The following is a 19,903-nucleotide window of genomic DNA, read 5'->3' as shown; positions in this document are numbered from 1 at the left end:
TAAACGATTTATTGTTTACATTGAAATAATTCGATTGAAATATAAAACAATAAGATAAATAATAAAAGAACGATATTATTTTAATTTGTCCACCAGTCTTTGAAATTGAATGAGATTCACTTTTTTCAAGGCTTTACGGCAAATTTGAAAGACTTGAAAGCAAGAAAAAAATATGATATAGTCTAACTAACCTGTGTATAAGTTATATTTATAGGAGGGATTACTTTGCGAGAGCTAAGCGCACAAGCAATCACGGAGAACGTCGCCGAGATGTGCAAAGAAGCGGCGTACTATCTCCCGAATGATGTCTACGAGGGACTCAAAAAGGGGCGAGAGACGGAGGAGTCACCCGTAGGAAAGGTCGTTTTGGATCAGATCATTCGCAACGCCGAAATCGCGCGCGAAGAGGATCGGCCGTATTGCCAGGATACGGGCATGACAATTGTGTTCGTGGAGGTCGGGCAGGATCTCCATATCACAGGCGGCCTCCTCGAGGATGCAATCAATGAAGGCATTGCGAAGGGCTACACGGAGGGGTATCTGCGCAAGTCGGTTGTCGCAGAGCCGCTCTTCAACCGTAAGAACACGCAGAACAACACGCCGGGAGTCATCTACACGAAGATCGTTGCGGGCGACAAGCTCAGCATCACGATTGCGCCGAAGGGCTTCGGTTCCGAAAACAAGTCCGGCGTCAAGATGCTTGTTCCTGCGGACGGCGTGGAGGGCGTGAAGAAGGCGGTCATGGAGATCATCCAGCACGCAGGTCCAAATCCGTGCCCGCCCGAGGTGGTCGGTGTCGGGATCGGCGGCACGATGGATCAGGCGGCACTCCTCTCGAAGAAGGCGCTCACGCGTCCGATCGGCCAGCGTCATCCGATGCCCGAGTATGCAAAGCTCGAGGGTGAGCTCCTCGAGATGATCAACAAGACGGGCATCGGACCGCAGCTTGGCGGCACGACGACCGCACTTGCCGTGAACATTGAATGGGGCGCGACGCACATCGCGGGCCTCCCCGTTGCGGTGACGATCTGCTGCCATGCCCTCCGGCATGCGCATCGCGTCCTGTAACATCCTTTTCTGTGTATTATCGTTAGGGAGGAATACTCATGGCGGAAAGTATCCGTATTACGACTCCGTTCACGGAGGAAATGTCGCGCAAGCTCAAGGCGGGCGACAGCGTTCTCATCACGGGCACGATCATCAGCGCGCGCGATGCGGCACACAAGGCGATGACAGAGGCCCTCGCGAAGGGCGAGCCGCTGCCGGTCGACTGGCACGATCAGATCGTCTACTACCTCGGACCGACACCGGCGAAGCCGGGGGATCCGATCGGCTCGGCGGGACCGACGACCTCCGGCCGCATGGATGCCTACACACCGACGATGCTTGAGCAGGGCATCAAGGGCATGGTGGGCAAGGGCTCACGCTCGGCGGCCGTTGTGGAGTCGATGAAGAAGAACGGTGTCACCTATTTTGCCGCAGTCGGCGGTGCCGCAGCGCTCATCGCAAAATCTGTGAAGAAGTACGAAGTAGTCGGTTATCCAGAGCTTGGTCCGGAGGCAGTTGCAAAGTTGACGGTCGAGGATTTCCCCTGCATCGTTGTGATTGACTCTGAGGGCAACAACTTCTACGAAATGGGGCAGAAGCCCTATCGGAAACTCTAACGCACATCCTCATCAACGTGTTCATGCCGATGGTTTGGCGCATGACAAATCATTCGGGGGCGCTGCCTCGGATATGCTCCGAGGCAGCGGCTCCAAAGGTCTACATATTTCAGGAGGTATGAAATGTTCCACACAACCTTTTACATGCGGCGGCTGCATTCATTGGTCGGACTCGTCATTATCGGCGTGTTCCTCTTCGAGCACGTCTTTACGAACTCGACCGTACTCAACGGAGCGAAGGCGTTCAATGATGCGCTGGCCATGATGGATCTCATTCCGCGTCCCGTGTTCTACGGACTCGAGATCTTTGCCATCGCCGTGCCGATCCTTTTCCATGCAATCTACGGCATCTACATTGCGGCACAGGCGAAGAACAACCCGAGCAATTATGGTTACGTACGCAACTGGCAGTTCGCCGTGCAGCGCTATACGGCATGGCTGCTCATCCCGTTCCTCATCTGGCACGTCGGCTATATGCGCGTATGGGAAAAGGGCGTCATGGGAACGCATATCAACTATGACCTGCTCTACACCTACTTTGTGACGGGCGACTATGCGATCCTCCACACGGTGCTGTATACAATCGGTATGCTCGCAGCGATCTTCCATTTCTGCAACGGCATTTCGACGTTCTGCATGACGTGGGGTATTGCGAAGGGCCCGCGCGCACAGTCTGTGATCAACGCGCTGTCGATGGGGCTCTGCACGCTGATGAGTCTTGTTACGCTTGCCTTCATGGGCAGCTATTTCATGTAAGAACCGCAGCAAAGGAGAGTAAGAATGGCTAAAGTACCACAGAATAAGGTTATCATCGTCGGCGGCGGTCTGGCGGGACTTCTCGCGACGATGAAGGTCTGCGAGGGCGGCGGTACGGTCGACCTCTTTTCCTATTGCCCGGTGAAGCGTTCGCACTCGCTCTGCGCACAGGGCGGTATGAATGCCTGCATGGATACAAAGGGCGAGCATGATAGTGTCTATGAGCATTTCGACGACACCGTTTACGGCGGCGACTTCCTCGCTGACCAGCTTGCCGTCAAGGGCATGGTTGAGGCAGCTCCGAAGCTCGTCAAGATGTTCGACCGCATGGGTGTTCCGTTCACGCGTACGGCTGAGGGCGTGCTCGATCTCCGCAACTTTGGCGGTCAGAAGAATAAGCGTACGGTCTTCGCCGGTTCTACGACAGGGCAGCAGCTCCTCTATGCACTTGACGAGCAGGTGCGCCGCTGGGAGACCAAGGGCAAAGTTACAAAGTATGAGTTCTGGGAATACATCCGCGCAATCAAGAACAAGGACGGCATCGTCCGTGGCATTGTCGCACAGAACATGAACTCGAATGAGATCAAGGCATTCCCTGCGGATGTCGTTATGCTCGCAACGGGCGGTCCCGGACAGGTCTTCGGTCGCTGCACAGCGTCGACGATCTGTAACGGTTCGGCAGTCTCTTCCGCATACCAGCAGGGCGCGCACATCGGAAACCCCGAGTTCATCCAGATCCATCCGACTGCGATCCCCGGCTCGGATAAGAACCGTCTCATGTCCGAGGCATGCCGCGGCGAGGGCGGACGCGTCTGGACGTACAAGGATGGCAAGCCCTGGTACTTCCTTGAGGAGATGTACCCTGCATACGGCAACCTCGTTCCGCGTGACGTTGCCTCCCGTGCGATCTTCAAGGTCTGCGTGCACATGGGGCTCGGTGTCAACAACGACCGCCGCGTCTACCTCGATCTCTCGCATATCCCTGCGGACTACCTCGAGCACAAACTCGGCGGCATCCTCGAGATGTATTCCGAGTTCGTTGGTCAGGATCCGCGAAAGGTTCCGATGGAGATTTTCCCGTCCGTGCACTATTCGATGGGCGGCATCTGGGTCGATCGTAACCACCACACGAACATCCCCGGCCTTATGGCAGCGGGCGAGTGTGACCATCAGTATCACGGTGCAAACCGTCTCGGTGCAAACTCGCTTCTCTCGGCGGCATACTCCGGCTTTATCGCAGGTCCCGAGGCTCTGCGCTGGGCACGCAGCGGCGAGCTTGGCACGGCACTCACGGAGGATGAACTCGAGGCGGCACGCAAGGAAGCAGTTGCAGAGTTTGATAAGATCCGCAACATGACGGGTCCTGTCAACGCGCATCAACTCCATCAGGAGATGGGCGAGATCATGTACGACTATGTCTCGATCGAGCGCGACAACAAGGGGCTCGACATCTGCCTTGAAAAGCTCAAGGACATTCTCAAGCGTTGGGATGATATCGGTGTGACCGACCATGGCACATGGGCAAATCAGGAAGCCATGTTCGTTCGTCAGCTCCGCAACATGATTCTCTATGCGATGGCTGTTACGAAGGCTGCCCGCTGCCGTGATGAGAGCCGTGGCGCACATGCGAAGATCCTGCTCGATGACAAGGGTGAGCGCATGACAGACGATGCTGGCGAGCTCATGTTCTATGGCCGTGATGATGAGCGTTTCATGAAGACCTCCATCGTGGACTACGATCCGAAGACCGAGGAGCCTCAGGTCAGCTACATGGAATTCGAGCATTCACTCATCAAGGCGCGCGCACGTAACTACGCCGTTGCCAAGAAGGAGTAAGGGAGGATAGAAGTCATGGCAGAACAGAAAAAAGTTCGTTTTATCATCGAGCGTCAGGATGGACCGAACGAGAACCCCTATACGCAGGAGTTCGAGGTTGACTATCGTCCCGGTCTTAACGTCGTTGCATCCCTCATGGAGATCCAGAAAAACCCCGTGACGGTGGACGGCAAGCGTGTACCTCCTCCGGTCTGGGAGTGCAACTGCCTCGAGAAGGTCTGCGGCGCGTGCATGATGGTCATTAACGGCCGTGCACAGCAGGCATGCTGTGCGCTGATTGACAACCTCACGCAGCCGATCCGCGTGCAGCCGGCGCGTACGTTCCCCGTGATCCGCGACCTCCTCATCGACCGCTCGGTCATGTTTGAGAGCCTCAAGCGCATCCATGGCTGGGTCGAGGTGGATGGCACATGGGGGGTCAAAGATGCTCCCATCCAGAACCCGTACACGGCGGAGACATGCTATGAGCTCTCACACTGCATGACGTGCGGCTGCTGCCTTGAGGCGTGCCCGAATGTTGGTCCGCAGTCCGACTTTATCGGTCCTGCACCGACAGCACAGACGCTTCTCTTTAACCTCCATCCGCTCGGAAAGTTCGACGCTCCGAAGCGTCTCAACGCGCTGATGGAAAAGGGCGGCATCACGAGCTGCGGCAACAGCCAGAACTGTGAGCGTGTCTGCCCGAAGAGCATCAAGCTCACGCAGCATCTTGCACAGCTCAATCGCGAGGTCAACAAGCAGGCACTGCGCAATATGTTCAATCACTAATTTGCTTCCACGCACGAAATCGAAGCATAACGAAGGGGCTGCCCATGAGGCAGCCCCTTTTGTGTGCTTGTTTATAGAAATTCTCAGAGTTGAAAGCGTTCTACAAGTCTTTGCAGATCCTGAGCAAGCTGCGCGAGTGTCTGGCTCGCAGCTGCAATCTCCTGCATGGAAGCTGCTTGCTGTTCGGAGACGGCGGAGACGTTCTCTGCCTCGGAACTCACGGCATTTGATACTGTTTGTACCGACTCGACCGAGTTGAACATCTGCTCACTTCCCGCCTTGATGCCCTCGGTGCTCTTCAGAATCGTGTCAACCTTATGCGAGAGTTCTTTGACGACGTCTGCAATGCGGTCGAACTGTTCGCCCGCCTGATTGACCTGTGTGACGCCCTCACCGACCCGTTCCTTCTGCTCCTGCATGACCTTGAACGTGCTCTCAATACGGTTCGCATTCTCTGTGATGAGCTCTGTGATCTCCTGTGCAGCATTTTCGGACTGTTCGGCGAGTTTTCGGACTTCCTCGGCGACCACAGCGAAGCCGCGCCCCTGTTCGCCCGCGCGTGCCGCCTCGATAGCGGCGTTGAGGGCGAGGAGATTTGTCTGTCCTGCGATCTCCGTAATCATTTCGACGATCTCAGAGATGCGCTTGGAACTCTCATAGAGAGCTGTCACTGCATCACCGACATTCTGTGCACTCTGATTGAGGACATTCATGCCCTTCACGGCAATGCCAAGTCCCTGTTGGCCCTCGACGGTAGCTGCCTGTGCACGCTGTGTCGCTGCAGAGACATCTGTGATTTCATTCGCGATCTCATTGATGGCTTGTGTGATTCGATCCACCGTTTGGAAGGACTCATCGACGACTTCGCGCTGCTCGACGGTGCTGCCCGTGATCTTCACGATTGCCTCGGCCGCGTGCTGTGCCCCCTGTGCCGACTGATCGGCAGAGGCGGTCAGCTCTTCGGAAGCGGCGGCAAGCTGCTCTGCTGTCTGCGCCGCACTCTGAATGAGATCGCGCAATCCCTTGACCATCGCAAGGAAGGCGTTGTGCAGCTGTCCGATCTCGTCCTCACGATTCATCTCGGGCGGCACAATACCAAGATTTCCTTTTGCGACCTCGGCCGCTGCTCCCGCCATATTCTCGAGTGGACTTGCGATCGAACGAGCGATTGCATAGAGCAGGCCGGAGAGGAGGACGAGGGAGAGGAGGAGTCCCGCAATCATTGTCCATTTGAGGACATTCACGTCTGCCAGAACCTCTGCTTTCGGTACGAAGAGGACGAGTGACCAGCCTGTATTGCCGACGGGGTGAACGGCGTAGAAATAGTCGACGTCCTGATAACTGGAAGTAAAGAAGAGCGGCTCCTTCGAGAGAAAACGTTTTGCCGCTTCATCGCCCTGCTCGTGCACGTTGTTCTCCATCGTCAGAGCAGAGTGGTAGATAAAGCGTCCCTTGTCATCGAGCAGAAAGGCTGCGCCAGTTTCCCGAATTTTGAATGCAGCCACTTTTTTCTCTACACTGGAAAAGGGGACATCCATTCCAAGAATCGCTTCTGTTCCGTCGCTCGGATGAAGTGCACGGCTTAGGGCGAAAACCTTCTTTTGATGAAATTTGTTGATGAATACTTCTGAGATCTGTACACCGTTGTTCTCCTTCGCAATTCTGTACCATGGGCGTGAGGTTGCGTCAAACTCATCTCTCGGCACAACCTTTTCGTGCCCGTAGAGGAAATCACGGTCGGGGAAGCCCATGTATATGCCGTCAATATCGGTGCGAGCACCAAAATCTCTCGCAGCAGAGATAAAACTCTCATTGGACGGCAGTTCTGTCGACCACACCTGTCCCAGTCCCTCCAGAATGCCGCACTGCTCCTGTACAAGACTGTTGATCTCCTCCGCATGATATTTTGCGAGTGCTTCCATCTCGCGCTGTGTCGCCGATTCGATCATTTTGCTTGCTTCCCAGTAAGAGAATGCTGCCATCGCAATAAATATTACGATGAACGGTCCTCCAATCCATAGGAGCATCTTTGACCGTAACTTCATAGCATAAACTCCTTTCTCTGCCATTCCTGCAAATATCCTTACGTAAAAGAATTCGATATGAAAGGATAAACTCCTTTAATGAATTATAATGAAGCACAAAATAAATTCTAATAAGTGAATATCAACTAAAATAATAAAGGAACTGCTAGTAAAATGTAGTTCGTAGATCGCGTCTGTTTTTCGTTTGAACAGAGAGGTAAACTGGACGTATAGAAAGGGGGGAGGATCGAGGACGCTTCTTTTGGGGTTAATTTCGATATAAATCAAAAAACCTCCAAAAGTCCTAAAAGATTTTGGAGGTTTTTTGATGAAAAATAGTATCAGGTGGTTTTTTTCATACGACTGGATAGGTAGTTTGCGGCAAGTGAGCCAGAGATGTTGTGCCAGACGCTGAAGAGTGCGCCGGGGATTGCTGCTGCCGCGCCGAAGTGGAGGAGTGCAAGGGAGGTCGCAAGTCCCGAGTTCTGCATACCCACCTCGATGGAGACCGCCTTGACCTTTGCCATGTCCATGTGCAGTGCCTTTGCAACGAGAAAGCCGAGTGTGTAGCCGAGCAGGTTGTGACACATGACGACAACCATGATGAGTGCGCCTGTCTCGATGATACGGGCTGCGTTTGCCGAGACAACGCCGCCCACGATGAGGACGATGGCAATGACGGAGATGAGTGGGAGGATCTTGACCGCCTTTTGGACGGGACGCTCGAAGAAGTGGTTTATGAGGATGCCAAGGAAGATCGGCGCGATGACAACCTGCGCGATGGAGATCATCATCTTCTCTGCCGGGATGTCAATCCACTGACCTGCTAACCAGAGGGTGAGGAGCGGGGTCATGATGGGGGCGAGGATGGTCGATGCCATCGTCATGGAGACGGAGAGTGCCACATCGCCGCGTGCAAGGTAGGTCATGACGTTCGACGAGGTGCCGCCGGGGCAGGTGCCGACGAGGATCACACCCGCCGCAAGCTCCGGCGGCAGGGAAAATGCATGTGCAAGTCCCCAGGCAAGGAGCGGCATGATGCCGAACTGCGCGACTGTGCCGATAAGAACTTCGCGCGGGCGCTGCAGAACAAGCTTAAAGTCCTCGAAACGAAGCGTCATGCCCATACCGAACATGACGATGCCGAGCAGGATCGTGATCCATGGAACCGTCCAGATGAATGTCCACGGCTGAAAGAGCGAGATGCCCGCGATCAGAATGACAAAGAATGCCATATAACGGGAGACAAAATTGCTGAGTTGTTCGAGTGCTTGCATAGATGCGAACTCCTTTCACTTATTGAGAGATTCGGATGAAATCTTCAAGCGTTCGGCGTGCCGAGCCGTCGGTGATGGTCTGCCGTGCCGCTGCAATGCCGTCCGCGATGGAGGGAGCAGCACCACCGATGTAGATGGCGGCCCCCGCGTTCAGGAGGCAGACATCCGCACGTGCGTCTGTGATCTCGCCGCTGAGGATGCCGCGTGTGACGGCGGCATTCTCGTCGGGACTGCCGCCGCGAATCGCTTCCTTGGTCGCGGGCGCGATACCAAATTCCTCGGGGCGGATCTCGTAGCCCGTCTCTGTGCCGTCTACAATCTCGCGTACGCGGGTCGGCGCACCGATGGAGATCTCGTCCATGCCGTCCATCCCGTGGACGATGAGTGCACGCTTTACGCCAAGGCTTGGAAGAACCCGCGCGAGTGGGCGCAGGAGGTGCTCGCCATAGACACCGAGGAGCATGGAGGTTGGACGTGCGGGATTGGTAAGCGGACCTAGGATGTTGAACACTGTGCGGATGCCGAGCTCGCGGCGGATTGCCCCGACGTGCTTCATCGACTGGTGATAGCGCTGTGCAAAGAGAAATGCAAGTCCAATTTCATCAAGTTCCGTACGTACTTTTGCGGGCGGTTGGTCGATGTTCACGCCGAGCGCCTCCAGACAGTCCGCTGTACCGCTGGACGAGGATGCCGCACGGTTGCCGTGCTTGCAGACTTTGAGCCCCGCCGCCGCTGCGAGAAACGAGGCGGTTGTGGACACGTTGATGCTGCCCGAGTGGTCGCCGCCTGTGCCGACAATGTCGATGACCTCCATATCGTGCTCCACGCACTCTGCGTGCTCGCGCATTGCTGCCGCAGAGCCCGAGATCTCGTCAATCGTCTCCATGCCGCTGCTCTTCGTGGAGAGAGCGGCGAGGTAGGCTGCGTTCTCGACCGCTGAGGTTTCACCCGACATGATCTCGTTCATGACCGTATATGCTTCGTCGTAGGTAAGATCTTCCTTTCCTACGACCTTTTTGATCGCTTCTTTTATCATTCGATTTCCCCCTTGAAAAGAAAAGAGATAGGGCAGTATTATAGCACACATATCATGACATGACAAAAGTATATTTGTGAGGAGAGGAGGAATGTGCTATAATCTCTAAATCTTGTGTACTGTACTATAGTAGGAGAAGCTATGTTTGAACCGCGTTTTACAACGCTGAATATGAACGAAATCTTGAAGTATCTCGGCTTTCGTGGGCAGGAGCTGACGGAGGAGATCGCAGCGCAGATCAAGCGCTGTACGGATGAGGTATTGGCGGCGGCGACGCCGCGTCTGACGTATCGTCACGCTCCTCTGGAAGATGGGGCTGTGCTCGGCGTGAGGTTTGCAGGAAATGACATCCCTCGGATGCTTGAGCCGTGTGAGGAGGTTGTGCTCTTTGGTGCGACCCTCGGTCCGGGTGTGGAGCGCCTGATGATGCGCTATGAGGTCACGAATGCGGCAGATTCCGTCATCATGGATGCATGCGCGAGTACGGCGATTGAGAATATCTGCAACAATTTCGAGAGCGATATGCGCCGCGCCGTGGAGGCAGAGGGCCGCTATCTGACGGATCGTTTCAGCCCCGGCTATGGTGATCTGCCGATTGCGGAGCAGCCGAAAATCTTTGCCCTGCTCGATATGACACGGCGCATCGGTGTCTCACTGACACCGACGACGATCATGGTGCCGCGCAAATCGGTGACGGCGATTATGGGGATCGCACGCACGCCGCAGCCGCACCGACCGCCGGACTGCGAGCACTGCCTGATGTTCCGCACCTGTCCGTTCCGCAAGGCGGGGCGCAGGTGCCGCGAAGGGGCTAAGACCTAAAACAATCAATATATGTGCATTTCCAAAAGCGAATCCTAGTGGAGCAAGCGAGTAAAATGTGTGGTATGCCCCGGCGGAGTTCTTTCGTTCAAGCGCAGCGCGTTTAAGAAGTCCGCCGGTATTTAAGCATACAAGCACATGATCGCTTGCGTAACTAAGTGTTCGCGTTGGAATGGTTCATATTATCTGCGTATGTGATGGGGGATATAGAATGAATCAAATAACGATATTGGACGGGGGGATGGGGACGGAGCTGCAGGCGCGTGGACTCGCGCCGGGCGAGCGCCCCGAACTCTTCGGCATGGATCATCCCGAGGTGATCGAGGAGGTTCATCGAAACTATATTGCGGCGGGCAGCCGTGTCATCTACAGCAACACCTTCGGCGCAAACGGGCACAAGCTCGTGGGGACGGGCAAGACGGTGGCGGAGGTGATCGCCGCAAACGTTGCGACCGCACGACGTGCAGCAGAAAATTCAGGGGCTGCCGGTGTGCGTGTCGCACTCGACATCGGCCCCATCGGAGAGCTGGTCGAACCGCTTGGAACACTCTCGTTTGAGGCCGCATACGAACTCTTTCGTGAGATGGTGGTTGCAGGCGAGGAGGCGGGGGCGGATCTCGTCATCTTTGAGACGCTGACCGACCTCTACGAGGTCAAGGCGGCGGTGCTCGCAGCGAAGGAACATACAAAGCTGCCAATCTGGGTGACGATGACGTTCGAGCAGAACGGGCGCACCTTCCTCGGTGCGGCTGTCCCGTCTGTCGCGGTCACGCTCGATGCCCTCGGTGTCGCCGCACTCGGCGTGAACTGCTCTCTCGGTCCCGTGGAACTCGTGCCGATTGTGGACGAGCTGATGGAGTGGACGGATCTGCCGATCATCGTCAAGCCGAACGCAGGTCTCCCCGACCCGCGCACGGGTGCGTACGAGATGACGGCAGAGGATTTCGGCCGTGAGATGACCGTGTTTGCGCAGCGCGGTGCACTTATCATGGGCGGCTGCTGCGGCACGACCCCCGATTTTATCCGTGCGCTCACAGCGGCAGTTGCGGAGGGGGCGGCAGATCGCCCCGCACGAAAAAAACGCAAGGGCGTTGCATCGCCGGGGCGCGTCGCGGAGTACGGCAAGCTCAATGTCATCGGTGAGCGCATCAATCCGACGGGCAAGAAGCGCCTCCAACAGGCACTCCTTGAGGAGGACTACGGCTACATCAAGAAACTCGCGATCTCTCAGCAGGAGGCGGGTGCACAGGTGCTTGACATCAACGTCGGTGCGCAGGGCGTGGACGAGGAGAAGATCATCCCGTACGTTGTCAAGGCGGTGCAGAGTGTTGTCGATCTGCCGCTGCAGATTGACTCGGCAAACCCGAAGGTGATTGAGGCTGCTCTGCGCGTCACGAACGGGCGTGTTATCATCAACTCGGTCAGCGGTGAGCGCGAGCGCATGGATGCCATCTTCCCGCTCGCAAAGCACTACGGGGCGGCGGTACTCGGACTTGCGATGGACGAGAAGGGGCTGCCCGAGACAGCGGCACAGCGCGTCAATATTGCCGAGCGCATTGTGGCGGAGGCGGAGAAGTACGGACTGGAGCGCGAGGACATCATCATCGACTGCCTGACGCTCACTGTATCGGCACAGCAGGTTCAGGCGATGGAGACCCTGCGTGCCGTGCGCGAGGTGCACGAGCGTCTCGGACTGCACTGTGCGCTCGGTGTCAGCAATATTTCGTTCGGTCTGCCCGCACGCGGGCACATGACGGAGAACTTCCTCATACAGGCGATGCACGTCGGACTGGATTTCCCGATCATCAATCCGAATACAAAGGGCGTTATGGATGCGGTTGTGTCCTTCCGTGCTGTGTCAGGAGAGGATGTGGACTGCGCTGCCTACATCGAGCGTTTTGCCCCCGAGCAGGCAGAGATGCGTCGCCGCAAAGAGCTCGGCATTACGGGCGATGAGGCGGCGGGGGCGGTGCAGACTTCCGCAGCAGAGAGTGCAGACGCCGTCGATCCGCTGATGGATGCCATCATTCGAGGCCTTTCCGACGATGCTGAGCGCATTACGCGGAAGCTCCTGACGGAGATGGCACCGATGGACATCATTCAGGAGAAGGTCATTCCTGCACTTGATATCGTGGGCGACCGCTACGAGCAGGAAATCATCTTCCTCCCGCAGCTTATCAATGCGGCGAATGCGGCGACGGCGGGACTTGAACTCATCAAGGTGCGTCTTGCCGAGGCGGGACAGGGAGTCTCAAAGGGAAAGATCATTCTTGCGACGGTGGAGGGGGATATCCACGACATCGGCAAGAATATCGTAAAGGTCGTCCTTGAGAACTATGGCTACCAGATCATCGACCTTGGTCGTGATGTGCCCATCCAGCGCGTTGTGGAGGTTGCCATCGAAAAGAAGGTCGGACTGATCGGCCTGTCGGCACTGATGACGACGACGGTCACGGCGATGAAAAAGACCATCGAAGCCCTGCACGAGGCAGGGCATCCGTGTGAGACGATTGTCGGCGGGGCAGTGCTGACGGAGGACTACGCAAAGGAGATCGGCGCAGATCATTATGCGGGCGATGCACGCAGCATGGTTGAGATCGCGCGGCGGGTACTTGGATAAGCAGCAAGGAGGCTGTTCATATGGCGCAGGAGCGCATGGACATACGAGAATATTTGAAAAAAGAGCCGCTCGTCTTTGACGGCGGCATGGGCACATACTACGCGCAGAAAACGCATACGCGCGGCAAGGGCGTGGAACTCGCGAACATTGAGACCCCCCTTGTTGTAGAGAACATCCACACGGAGTACTTAAACGCGGGGGCGCACGCAATCAAGACCAATACCTTTGCGGCAAACCGCATTGTGTATCAGGGGGAAGAGGCTCTGGTGCAGGGCATCATCCGCACGGGATGGAAGCTTGCCGCGCGTGCGGCAGAGCCATTCGGAGCCTATGTCTTTGCCGATATCGGTCCCGTCTCGGGGCTGCCGCCCACCGATATCATTGAGGAGTATCGCTTCCTTTCCGATACCTTCCTTACGGCGGGGGCGCGGCACTTCCTCTTTGAAACAAATTCCTCTGCGGATGGACTTGTCGAGACAGCGGCGCACATCAAGCAGGAATGCCCCGGGGCGTTTATCCTGACCTCATTCTCCGCATTTCCCGGCGGCTATACGCGGGATGGATTCTTTGTCGAGGAGCTCGTGCGCCAAGTTGCAGAGAGCGGATACATCGACGCGGTCGGCTTTAACTGCGTTAGCGGCGTGCAGTCGATGAAGGAGCTTGTGCATCTGCTCGGCACTTGTCCGCTGCCGTTCTCCCTCATGCCGAATGCGGGGCATCCAATCGTCGTCGACGGGCGCACCTTTTATGAGAGTGCGCCGGATTATTTCGGTGAGGAGCTCGCCGATCTCGTGCATGATGGCATCTCCATTGTCGGTGGCTGCTGCGGTACGACGCCGGAGCATATTCGAGCGCTTTCCCGTGCTCTCGCAGACAGCGGACGCGTATCGGAAGATCGTGTGGAGCAGGCGGAACACGCAGCTCTTGGCCCGTCGCGCAGCGCGTTTTTCGAGGCGTTGAAAACGGGAGGAACCCCCATTGCCGTCGAGCTCGATCCGCCCGAGGTCGGAAATGCGGATAAATTTATGGCGGGCGCACGGGAGCTCATGGAGGCGGGGGTTCACGCAATCACGATTGCCGACAACCCCATCGCGCGTGCACGCATGGATGCAGGGATGCTCGCGGGGCGCGTGCAGCGCAGTCTCGGTCTTGAGCCGATCCCGCACATGACCTGCCGCGACCGCAACCTCAATGCGATCAAGTCCACGCTCCTCGGCCTGAGTGCCGAGGGGATTCACAACATGATTGCCATTACGGGGGACCCCGTCCCCACGGCGGAACGCGACGAGGTGAAGAGTGTCTACCAGTTCAACTCGCGCAAGCTGATGTCATTTATTAAGAGTCTCGGCGAGCGCGGCGATGTCGTACCGTTCCACGTATTCGGTGCACTTAACGTGAATGCAAAGCATTTCCCGTCACAGCTCGGACTTGCAAAAAAGAAGCTGGAGGCGGGTATGACCGGCTTCTTTACCCAGCCGGTCCTCAGCAGCAGGGCAAAGGAGAATCTGCGGACGGCACGCGACACCCTACCGGGGGCCCTCATCCTCGGCGGCATTATGCCCGTTGTCAGCGAGCGCAACGCGCGTTTTATGGAGAGCGAGATCACGGGCATCCACGTCGAGGAGCGCATTATCAATGCCTACCACGGACTGAGCCGTGAGGAAGCGGAGGAACTTGCCGTGCAGCTCTCCCTTGAGATTGCAAAGGACATCACACCATACATCGACGGCTACTATATCATCACACCGTTTGCGCGGACGGCACTCGTCGCGCGCATCGTCAAGGGCCTCAAAGGAACAATATAAAAACAGCCGACGTTGACTCTGTTGCGGTCAACGTCGGCTGTCTTAGTGTATGATGTGTCCTATTGTCATTGGCAGTGTGTGCGATGCTCCTGCTATCGTGCGCAGGTCGGCGGCGGATTTCTCCGCCCAGATTGCAGCAACTTTCTTTTGGAATGCAAGCGCTGAGAGTGGCGAAGCAATCTGTTCGCGCACATTTTTTCGGATGGTCTCTGCAAATTCCTCAGGCACAGATGCTGTTCTCTGCGCGAGGAGTATCTTCAGGTTTGTGTCAATCAGATAGAGATGAATGGTCGGATCGGCAAGGCTCTGTTCGTTCGGCAGCAATTCTTCTTTTACGAGGGAGAGGGAGAGCGGTGCGTCGCCCCAACCATCCTTGAAGATGCCGTCGATGCGATAGAGGAGGAAGAGAACGCCGTTCACTTTCGTCACGGCAAGCTCGATCTCACCTGTGCGGAACGCCTCGACGGCGATGGCATCTGTACGTGAGAGCTGGAGCAGGAACATCATGCCGTTTTGATCGACCTGAAACATACCGCCGTCCGTCTGTGCGAGGATCGGCAGAGGGAACGGTTCACCGACGGCGAAGTTAATTGATGTGCTCATGCACGCCTCCTCATAGCATCCTAAGTCCCTGTACACCGCGAATGCCAAGCCCCGATGCAGTGGAGGCGGTAATGTTCTTCTCGTCGAAGAGCGCGCCGCCCTCGATCGGATCTTCGCTGCACAGTACGGGACCGTCGAGGTCGATGCGTGTCACAATCTTCTTCGCGCAGGCAAGCGCCACAGCGGCGTTGACGGAGATCTTTGCTTCGAGCATACAGCCGAGCATACACTCCATCCCATAGATCTCCGCCGCCGCGATGATCTGCTGCGCGGGATAGAGCCCGCCGCATTTCATAAGTTTGATATTCACCATGTCGGCGGCATGCAGCTGCATGATGCGCAGGGCATCGGCAGGTGAGAATACAGCCTCGTCTGCCAGCACGGGGATATCGCTCTCACGCGTGACGTAGGCAAGGCCGTCGATGTCCGCAGCGGCGACGGGCTGCTCAACAAGTTCAATATCAAGCCCCTTATCTGCCATCTGCGCGAGAATCCGTACTGCCTCGCGCGGCTTCCACGCCTGATTTGCGTCGATGCGGATGCGTATGTCCTTCCCCACTGCCTCACGCACGGCAGATAGGCGCGCCACGTCGAGTGATGGATCGACGCCGACCTTGATTTTGAGGGTGTCATAGCCGCGTGCAATTGCATCGCGTGCGTCACGCGCCATTTCCTCGGGGGAATTTACACTGATTGTAATGTCCGTGACAATGCCGTCCTTCGCGCCGCCGAGCAGCTTGTGTACGGGAATGTTCCACAGCTGTCCGTAAAGATCGTAGAGTGCCATGTCAACGGCTGCCTTTGCAGAGGAGTTGTGGATGAGTGCGGTCTGCATGGACTGGATCAGATCCTCGAACTCGTTCACATCGCGGCCGACGAGAATCGGCGCGAGATGCGTACGGATCGCGTCAATGATGCCGCCTGTCGTATCACCCGTCACAACCCCTGTCGGCGGTGCTTCGCCGTAGCCCGTCGCACCCGTATCTGTGCGGATGAGGACGATCACATCCTCCACGCTGTCCACGCGTCGCCGCGCCGTTTTGAACGGGACGCGCAGGGGCACGGAGAGCATACCGAGTTCGACCTTTGTGATTTTCATGGGAGTCCTCCTTTTGTATACAGAATTCTTTCATAAATGAGAGTGATTTAGGAAAGAAGTCCATTGTGTTCATTTATGGCTTTATTATATAATCACTATCATAATTCTTCAAGGAATTATATTTTGTGAACGAAGGAGTGTATTGTCATGATTACGGACGGATTTACCTATGTTGCCGTGCTCATCCTGCTTGCAGGTGCACTGGTGACGCTTGAGAAGGGAACGGGGTGGACACTGTTCCGTTACCTGCCCGCCGTCGTGCTTGTCTATCTCATCTCCATGCTGCTCTGTACGGTCGGTACATGGGATATGGCGGCGACAAAGCCGGCGTATGCAGGACTGAAAAATTCGCTGACGTATGCCATGGTTTTCACCATGCTGCTCCGCTGCGATATCCGCAAGGTGCTGAAGCTTGGCCCCCGGATGCTGCTCGGCTTTTTCTCTGCGTCGGTCACCATCATGATCGGATTCGTCGTCGCCTTTCTCGTCATGAAGACGTTTATTGGCGGAGATTCGTGGATGGCACTCGGTGCACTCTGTGGCTCGTGGCTCGGTGGCTCGGGCAACATGGTCGCTGTGCAGGCGGCACTTGGTGTGTCGGAGGCAGACATGGGTTATGCGCTTGTAGTCGACTCGATTGACTACTCGATCTGGGTCATGTTCCTGCTCTGGCTCATCACGCTTGCACCGCGTTTCAACAAGTGGAATAAGGCAGATACGACCCAGCTCGATGCCGTGTCACGCAGCCTCGAGGAGGATGCAAAGCTGAATACGGGAGCGATCACATTCCAGAGTCTCATCCTTCTGCTTGGTACAGCACTTGTCGTCTCAGCGGTTGGCGCGAATGTCGGCAAGATGCTCAATGCTGTGGTACCGTTCTTTGACAAGGCAACGTGGACCATCCTCTTTATCACCGCGCTTGGTCTTATCGGTGCAGTCTCGCCGCTTGGACGCGTGGCGGGGTCGGCAGAAATGTCGAACGTCCTCCTCTACTCCGTCATTGCTCTGCTCGCCTCGCGTGCGTCTCTGCTCGAGCTCGGCGATGCCCCGTACTGGATTCTGACGGGCTTCATCATCCTCGGCGTTCACTTCACCCTCATGTTCTTCCTCGCACGTCTGTTCAAGCTTGACATGTTCACCGCGTGTGTCGCTTCGCTCGCGAACATCGGCGGTACGGCATCTGCGCCTGTGCTTGCGGGGACGTACTCCGGCTCGCTCGTTCCCGTCGGCATTCTCATGGCACTGATGGGCTACGTCATCGGAACACCGTTCGGCATCCTCGTCGCACATACCATGGAAATGCTCAAGTAGATATAAAAACGGGTTCTACCAAAAGACTGCTGCATAAAATGTAGTGCCCCCCCAAAGTTAGATTTCTCAAGTCTAACTTTTGAGGGGCAGGTAAAAATGCGGCAGTTTTTTCTTGCCTTATCCTGCAAAACATCATAAAATAAAATACATAAAATTTTGCAGAGAGGTGACGGGATGATAACGAAGGGAATTATCCTTGCGGGCGGTTCGGGAACGCGTCTCTATCCGCTCACAAAGGTTGTGTCGAAGCAGCTCATGCCGATCTACGACAAGCCGATGATCTACTATCCGCTGAGTGCTCTGATGCTCGCGGGGATTCGAGACATTCTCATCATTACCACGCCGAATGACAGTGCGCTCTATCGCGAACTGCTCGGCGACGGCAGCCAGCTTGGGCTGTCCATTTCGTACGCTGTCCAGCCAAGCCCCGATGGTCTTGCACAGGCGTTTATCATTGGCGCGAACTTCATTGCGGGTGAGGGCTGTGCGCTCGTGCTCGGTGATAACATCTTCTATGGTTCGGATTTTGCACAGGTGCTTCAGAGTGCCGTACAGCGCGACGAAGGCGCAACCGTATTTGCGTACTACGTGTCCGACCCCGAGCGCTATGGTGTTGTCTCCTTCGATGCGGCGGGGCATGCACTTACGCTTGAGGAAAAGCCCAAAGAGCCGAAGTCAAACTATGCCGTTACGGGACTTTACTTCTATGACAGTGACATTGTTGGAATTGCCCGCGAGATTCGTCCTTCGGCGCGTGGGGAGCTCGAGATCACGGATGTCAACAAGGTGTATCTTGCAGCGGGGAAGCTCCACGTGGAACGGCTGCGGCGCGGCTATGCATGGCTTGACACGGGGACGCACGAGTCGTTGCTCTCAGCGGCAACTTTCGTTCAGACCATACAGGCACGGCAGGGTCTCAAGATCTCCTGCATCGAGGAAATCGCCTACCGCATGGGCTACATTGACGCGGAGCAGGTGCTGCGCCTTGCCGAGCCTCTTGCGAAGAACGAGTATGGCATCTATTTGAAGCGACTGATCAGGGACATATAGGAGCGTTATATGAATGTAATCGAAACGGCACTTGCGGGAGTTCGTATTCTCGAGCCACAGGTGTTCGGTGATACACGAGGCTGGTTTATGGAGAGCTGGTCCAAAAAGAAAATGGAAGATGCTGGGATCTGCGTCGATTTCGTGCAGGACAATCATTCCTTCTCTGCGCAGAAGGGGACACTGCGCGGACTGCACTATCAACTGAATCCAATGGCACAGGCAAAGCTATTGCGTGTCTCGCACGGTGCGATCTTTGATGTTGCCGTCGATATTCGCCGCGGCTCTCCGACGTATGCGAAGTGGGTCGGGGTCGAACTCACGGCGGAGAATGCGCGTCAGCTCTTCATTCCACGCGGTTTTGCCCATGGATTTATTACGCTAACCGATAACGTGGAGGTGCAGTATAAGGCGGACAATTTCTATGCGCCGGCGTGTGACGGCAATATCCGTTGGGACGACCCTGAGATCGGCGTTACGTGGCCTCTTGCGCCTGTTGTGCTTTCAGAGAAAGATGCAAATGCGCCGCTTCTTTCCGCACGTACAGAACTCAATTTTACTTACAGCATATGAGAGGGCGAAGTTTGACAAAATGTGACAAAAAAGATAAAAAAGGGGGTTGACGAGGAGAAGTGCTCTGTGTTATATTATGACAGTCGCGCCGATGAGAGCGGCAGGGGTCGGGAACGAACCTTGAAGCCTTACGCGGTGCAGGATGTACCCTGAAAACTACACAATGCAAAACATGTTAGAATTGAACTAACAAGCCAGATGCAACATCGTTGTGAAGGTGGAAACACCTTCGGTCAACGAAACAACAATTCTTTTACAAGAATGAACTTTTGAGCCAACAGGCTCTTCACTTTAGCGGAGAGTTTGATCCTGGCTCAGGACGAACGCTGGCGGCGTGCTTAACACATGCAAGTCGAACGGAGCGAATGAAAGCTTGCTTTTATGAGCTTAGTGGCAAACGGGTGAGTAACACGTAGACAACCTGCCGACAGGATGGGGACAACATTCCGAAAGGAATGCTAATACCGAATGAAGCGGAGGAGAGGCATCTCTCCTCCGTGAAAGATGGCCTCTATTTATAAGCTATCACCTGTCGATGGGTCTGCGTCTGATTAGCTAGTTGGTGAGGTAACGGCTCACCAAGGCGACGATCAGTAGCCGGTCTGAGAGGATGAACGGCCACATTGGGACTGAGACACGGCCCAGACTCTACGGGAGGCAGC

General features: G+C 55.9%; 16 protein-coding genes and 1 rRNA gene. 12 read left to right on the top strand and 5 right to left on the bottom strand.

Annotation, left to right across the window (positions count from 1 at the left end; genetic code table 11):
• The first annotated feature begins 225 nt into the window (after positions 1–225).
• The 5 genes from HMPREF9334_RS06155 to sdhB all read left to right on the top strand — a co-directional run bounded on the left by HMPREF9334_RS06155 (position 226) and on the right by sdhB (position 5,024).
• Positions 226–1,068 (top strand): fumarate hydratase, encoded by an 843-nt coding sequence (locus HMPREF9334_RS06155; RefSeq protein WP_006692616.1) that lies wholly within the window; start codon positions 226–228, stop codon positions 1,066–1,068.
• A 38-nt stretch (positions 1,069–1,106) separates the two neighbouring features.
• Positions 1,107–1,664, top strand: coding sequence for a Fe-S-containing hydro-lyase (locus tag HMPREF9334_RS06150; RefSeq protein WP_006692615.1), 558 nt, complete (start codon positions 1,107–1,109; stop codon positions 1,662–1,664).
• A 123-nt stretch (positions 1,665–1,787) separates the two neighbouring features.
• Positions 1,788–2,420 carry a succinate dehydrogenase/fumarate reductase transmembrane subunit gene (locus HMPREF9334_RS06145; RefSeq protein WP_006692614.1) on the top strand — a complete coding sequence of 211 codons (633 nt, stop codon included), beginning with the start codon at positions 1,788–1,790 and terminating at the stop codon, positions 2,418–2,420.
• A gap of 24 nt (positions 2,421–2,444) precedes the next feature.
• Positions 2,445–4,256, top strand: coding sequence for a succinate dehydrogenase flavoprotein subunit (gene sdhA, locus HMPREF9334_RS06140; RefSeq protein WP_006692613.1), 1,812 nt, complete (start codon positions 2,445–2,447; stop codon positions 4,254–4,256).
• 15 nt (positions 4,257–4,271) lie between these two features.
• Positions 4,272–5,024, top strand: coding sequence for a succinate dehydrogenase iron-sulfur subunit (gene sdhB / locus HMPREF9334_RS06135; protein WP_006692612.1), 753 nt, complete (start codon positions 4,272–4,274; stop codon positions 5,022–5,024).
• Between the two features lie 83 nt (positions 5,025–5,107).
• Here the strand turns inward: sdhB and HMPREF9334_RS06130 are convergent, their stop codons facing one another.
• The 3 genes from HMPREF9334_RS06130 to trpD all read right to left on the bottom strand — a co-directional run bounded on the left by HMPREF9334_RS06130 (position 5,108) and on the right by trpD (position 9,361).
• On the bottom strand, positions 5,108–7,069 hold the full coding sequence (locus HMPREF9334_RS06130) for a methyl-accepting chemotaxis protein (RefSeq protein WP_039957395.1): 1,962 nt from the start codon (positions 7,067–7,069) through the stop codon (positions 5,108–5,110).
• Positions 7,070–7,389: 320 nt separating this feature from the next.
• Positions 7,390–8,325, bottom strand: coding sequence for a bile acid:sodium symporter family protein (locus HMPREF9334_RS06120; protein ID WP_006692610.1), 936 nt, complete (start codon positions 8,323–8,325; stop codon positions 7,390–7,392).
• 19 nt (positions 8,326–8,344) lie between these two features.
• Positions 8,345–9,361, bottom strand: coding sequence for an anthranilate phosphoribosyltransferase (gene trpD, locus HMPREF9334_RS06115; RefSeq protein ID WP_006692609.1), 1,017 nt, complete (start codon positions 9,359–9,361; stop codon positions 8,345–8,347).
• Between the two features lie 141 nt (positions 9,362–9,502).
• Here trpD and HMPREF9334_RS06110 point away from each other — a divergent pair, with 141 nt between their 5' ends.
• The 3 genes from HMPREF9334_RS06110 (at position 9,503) to HMPREF9334_RS06100 (ending at position 14,608) form a co-directional block, all read left to right on the top strand.
• Positions 9,503–10,183, top strand: coding sequence for a vitamin B12 dependent-methionine synthase activation domain-containing protein (locus tag HMPREF9334_RS06110; protein ID WP_006692608.1), 681 nt, complete (start codon positions 9,503–9,505; stop codon positions 10,181–10,183).
• A gap of 211 nt (positions 10,184–10,394) precedes the next feature.
• Complete coding sequence (locus tag HMPREF9334_RS06105; protein WP_006692607.1) at positions 10,395–12,803, top strand: homocysteine S-methyltransferase family protein; 2,409 nt, start codon at positions 10,395–10,397, stop codon at positions 12,801–12,803.
• A gap of 20 nt (positions 12,804–12,823) precedes the next feature.
• Complete coding sequence (locus tag HMPREF9334_RS06100; RefSeq protein WP_006692606.1) at positions 12,824–14,608, top strand: bifunctional homocysteine S-methyltransferase/methylenetetrahydrofolate reductase; 1,785 nt, start codon at positions 12,824–12,826, stop codon at positions 14,606–14,608.
• A gap of 42 nt (positions 14,609–14,650) precedes the next feature.
• Here HMPREF9334_RS06100 and HMPREF9334_RS06095 read toward each other — a convergent pair whose 3' ends face one another.
• Positions 14,651–15,211 carry a hypothetical protein gene (locus HMPREF9334_RS06095; RefSeq protein ID WP_006692605.1) on the bottom strand — a complete coding sequence of 187 codons (561 nt, stop codon included), beginning with the start codon at positions 15,209–15,211 and terminating at the stop codon, positions 14,651–14,653.
• 10 nt (positions 15,212–15,221) lie between these two features.
• The gene (locus HMPREF9334_RS06090) at positions 15,222–16,310 is read right to left on the bottom strand and encodes a dipeptide epimerase (RefSeq protein ID WP_006692604.1); all 1,089 of its coding nucleotides are present in this window, start codon (positions 16,308–16,310) and stop codon (positions 15,222–15,224) included.
• Positions 16,311–16,457: 147 nt separating this feature from the next.
• Here HMPREF9334_RS06090 and HMPREF9334_RS06085 point away from each other — a divergent pair, with 147 nt between their 5' ends.
• The 4 genes from HMPREF9334_RS06085 to HMPREF9334_RS06070 all read left to right on the top strand — a co-directional run.
• A complete protein-coding gene (locus tag HMPREF9334_RS06085) occupies positions 16,458–17,621 on the top strand; it encodes a DUF819 family protein (RefSeq protein ID WP_006692603.1) in 1,164 nt (387 codons plus the stop codon).
• Between the two features lie 174 nt (positions 17,622–17,795).
• Positions 17,796–18,671 carry a glucose-1-phosphate thymidylyltransferase RfbA gene (rfbA, locus tag HMPREF9334_RS06080; RefSeq protein ID WP_006692602.1) on the top strand — a complete coding sequence of 292 codons (876 nt, stop codon included), beginning with the start codon at positions 17,796–17,798 and terminating at the stop codon, positions 18,669–18,671.
• 9 nt (positions 18,672–18,680) lie between these two features.
• Positions 18,681–19,241: a dTDP-4-dehydrorhamnose 3,5-epimerase gene (rfbC, locus tag HMPREF9334_RS06075; protein ID WP_006692601.1), complete on the top strand. Its 561-nt coding sequence runs from the start codon at positions 18,681–18,683 to the stop codon at positions 19,239–19,241.
• Positions 19,242–19,532: 291 nt separating this feature from the next.
• Positions 19,533–19,903, top strand: a 16S ribosomal RNA gene (locus HMPREF9334_RS06070); the annotation flags it as partial.

This window comes from Centipeda infelix ATCC 43532 (assembly GCF_000234095.1).
Classification (GTDB): domain Bacteria; phylum Bacillota; class Negativicutes; order Selenomonadales; family Selenomonadaceae; genus Centipeda; species Centipeda infelix.
This window is presented reverse-complemented; position numbering and strand designations above follow the sequence as displayed.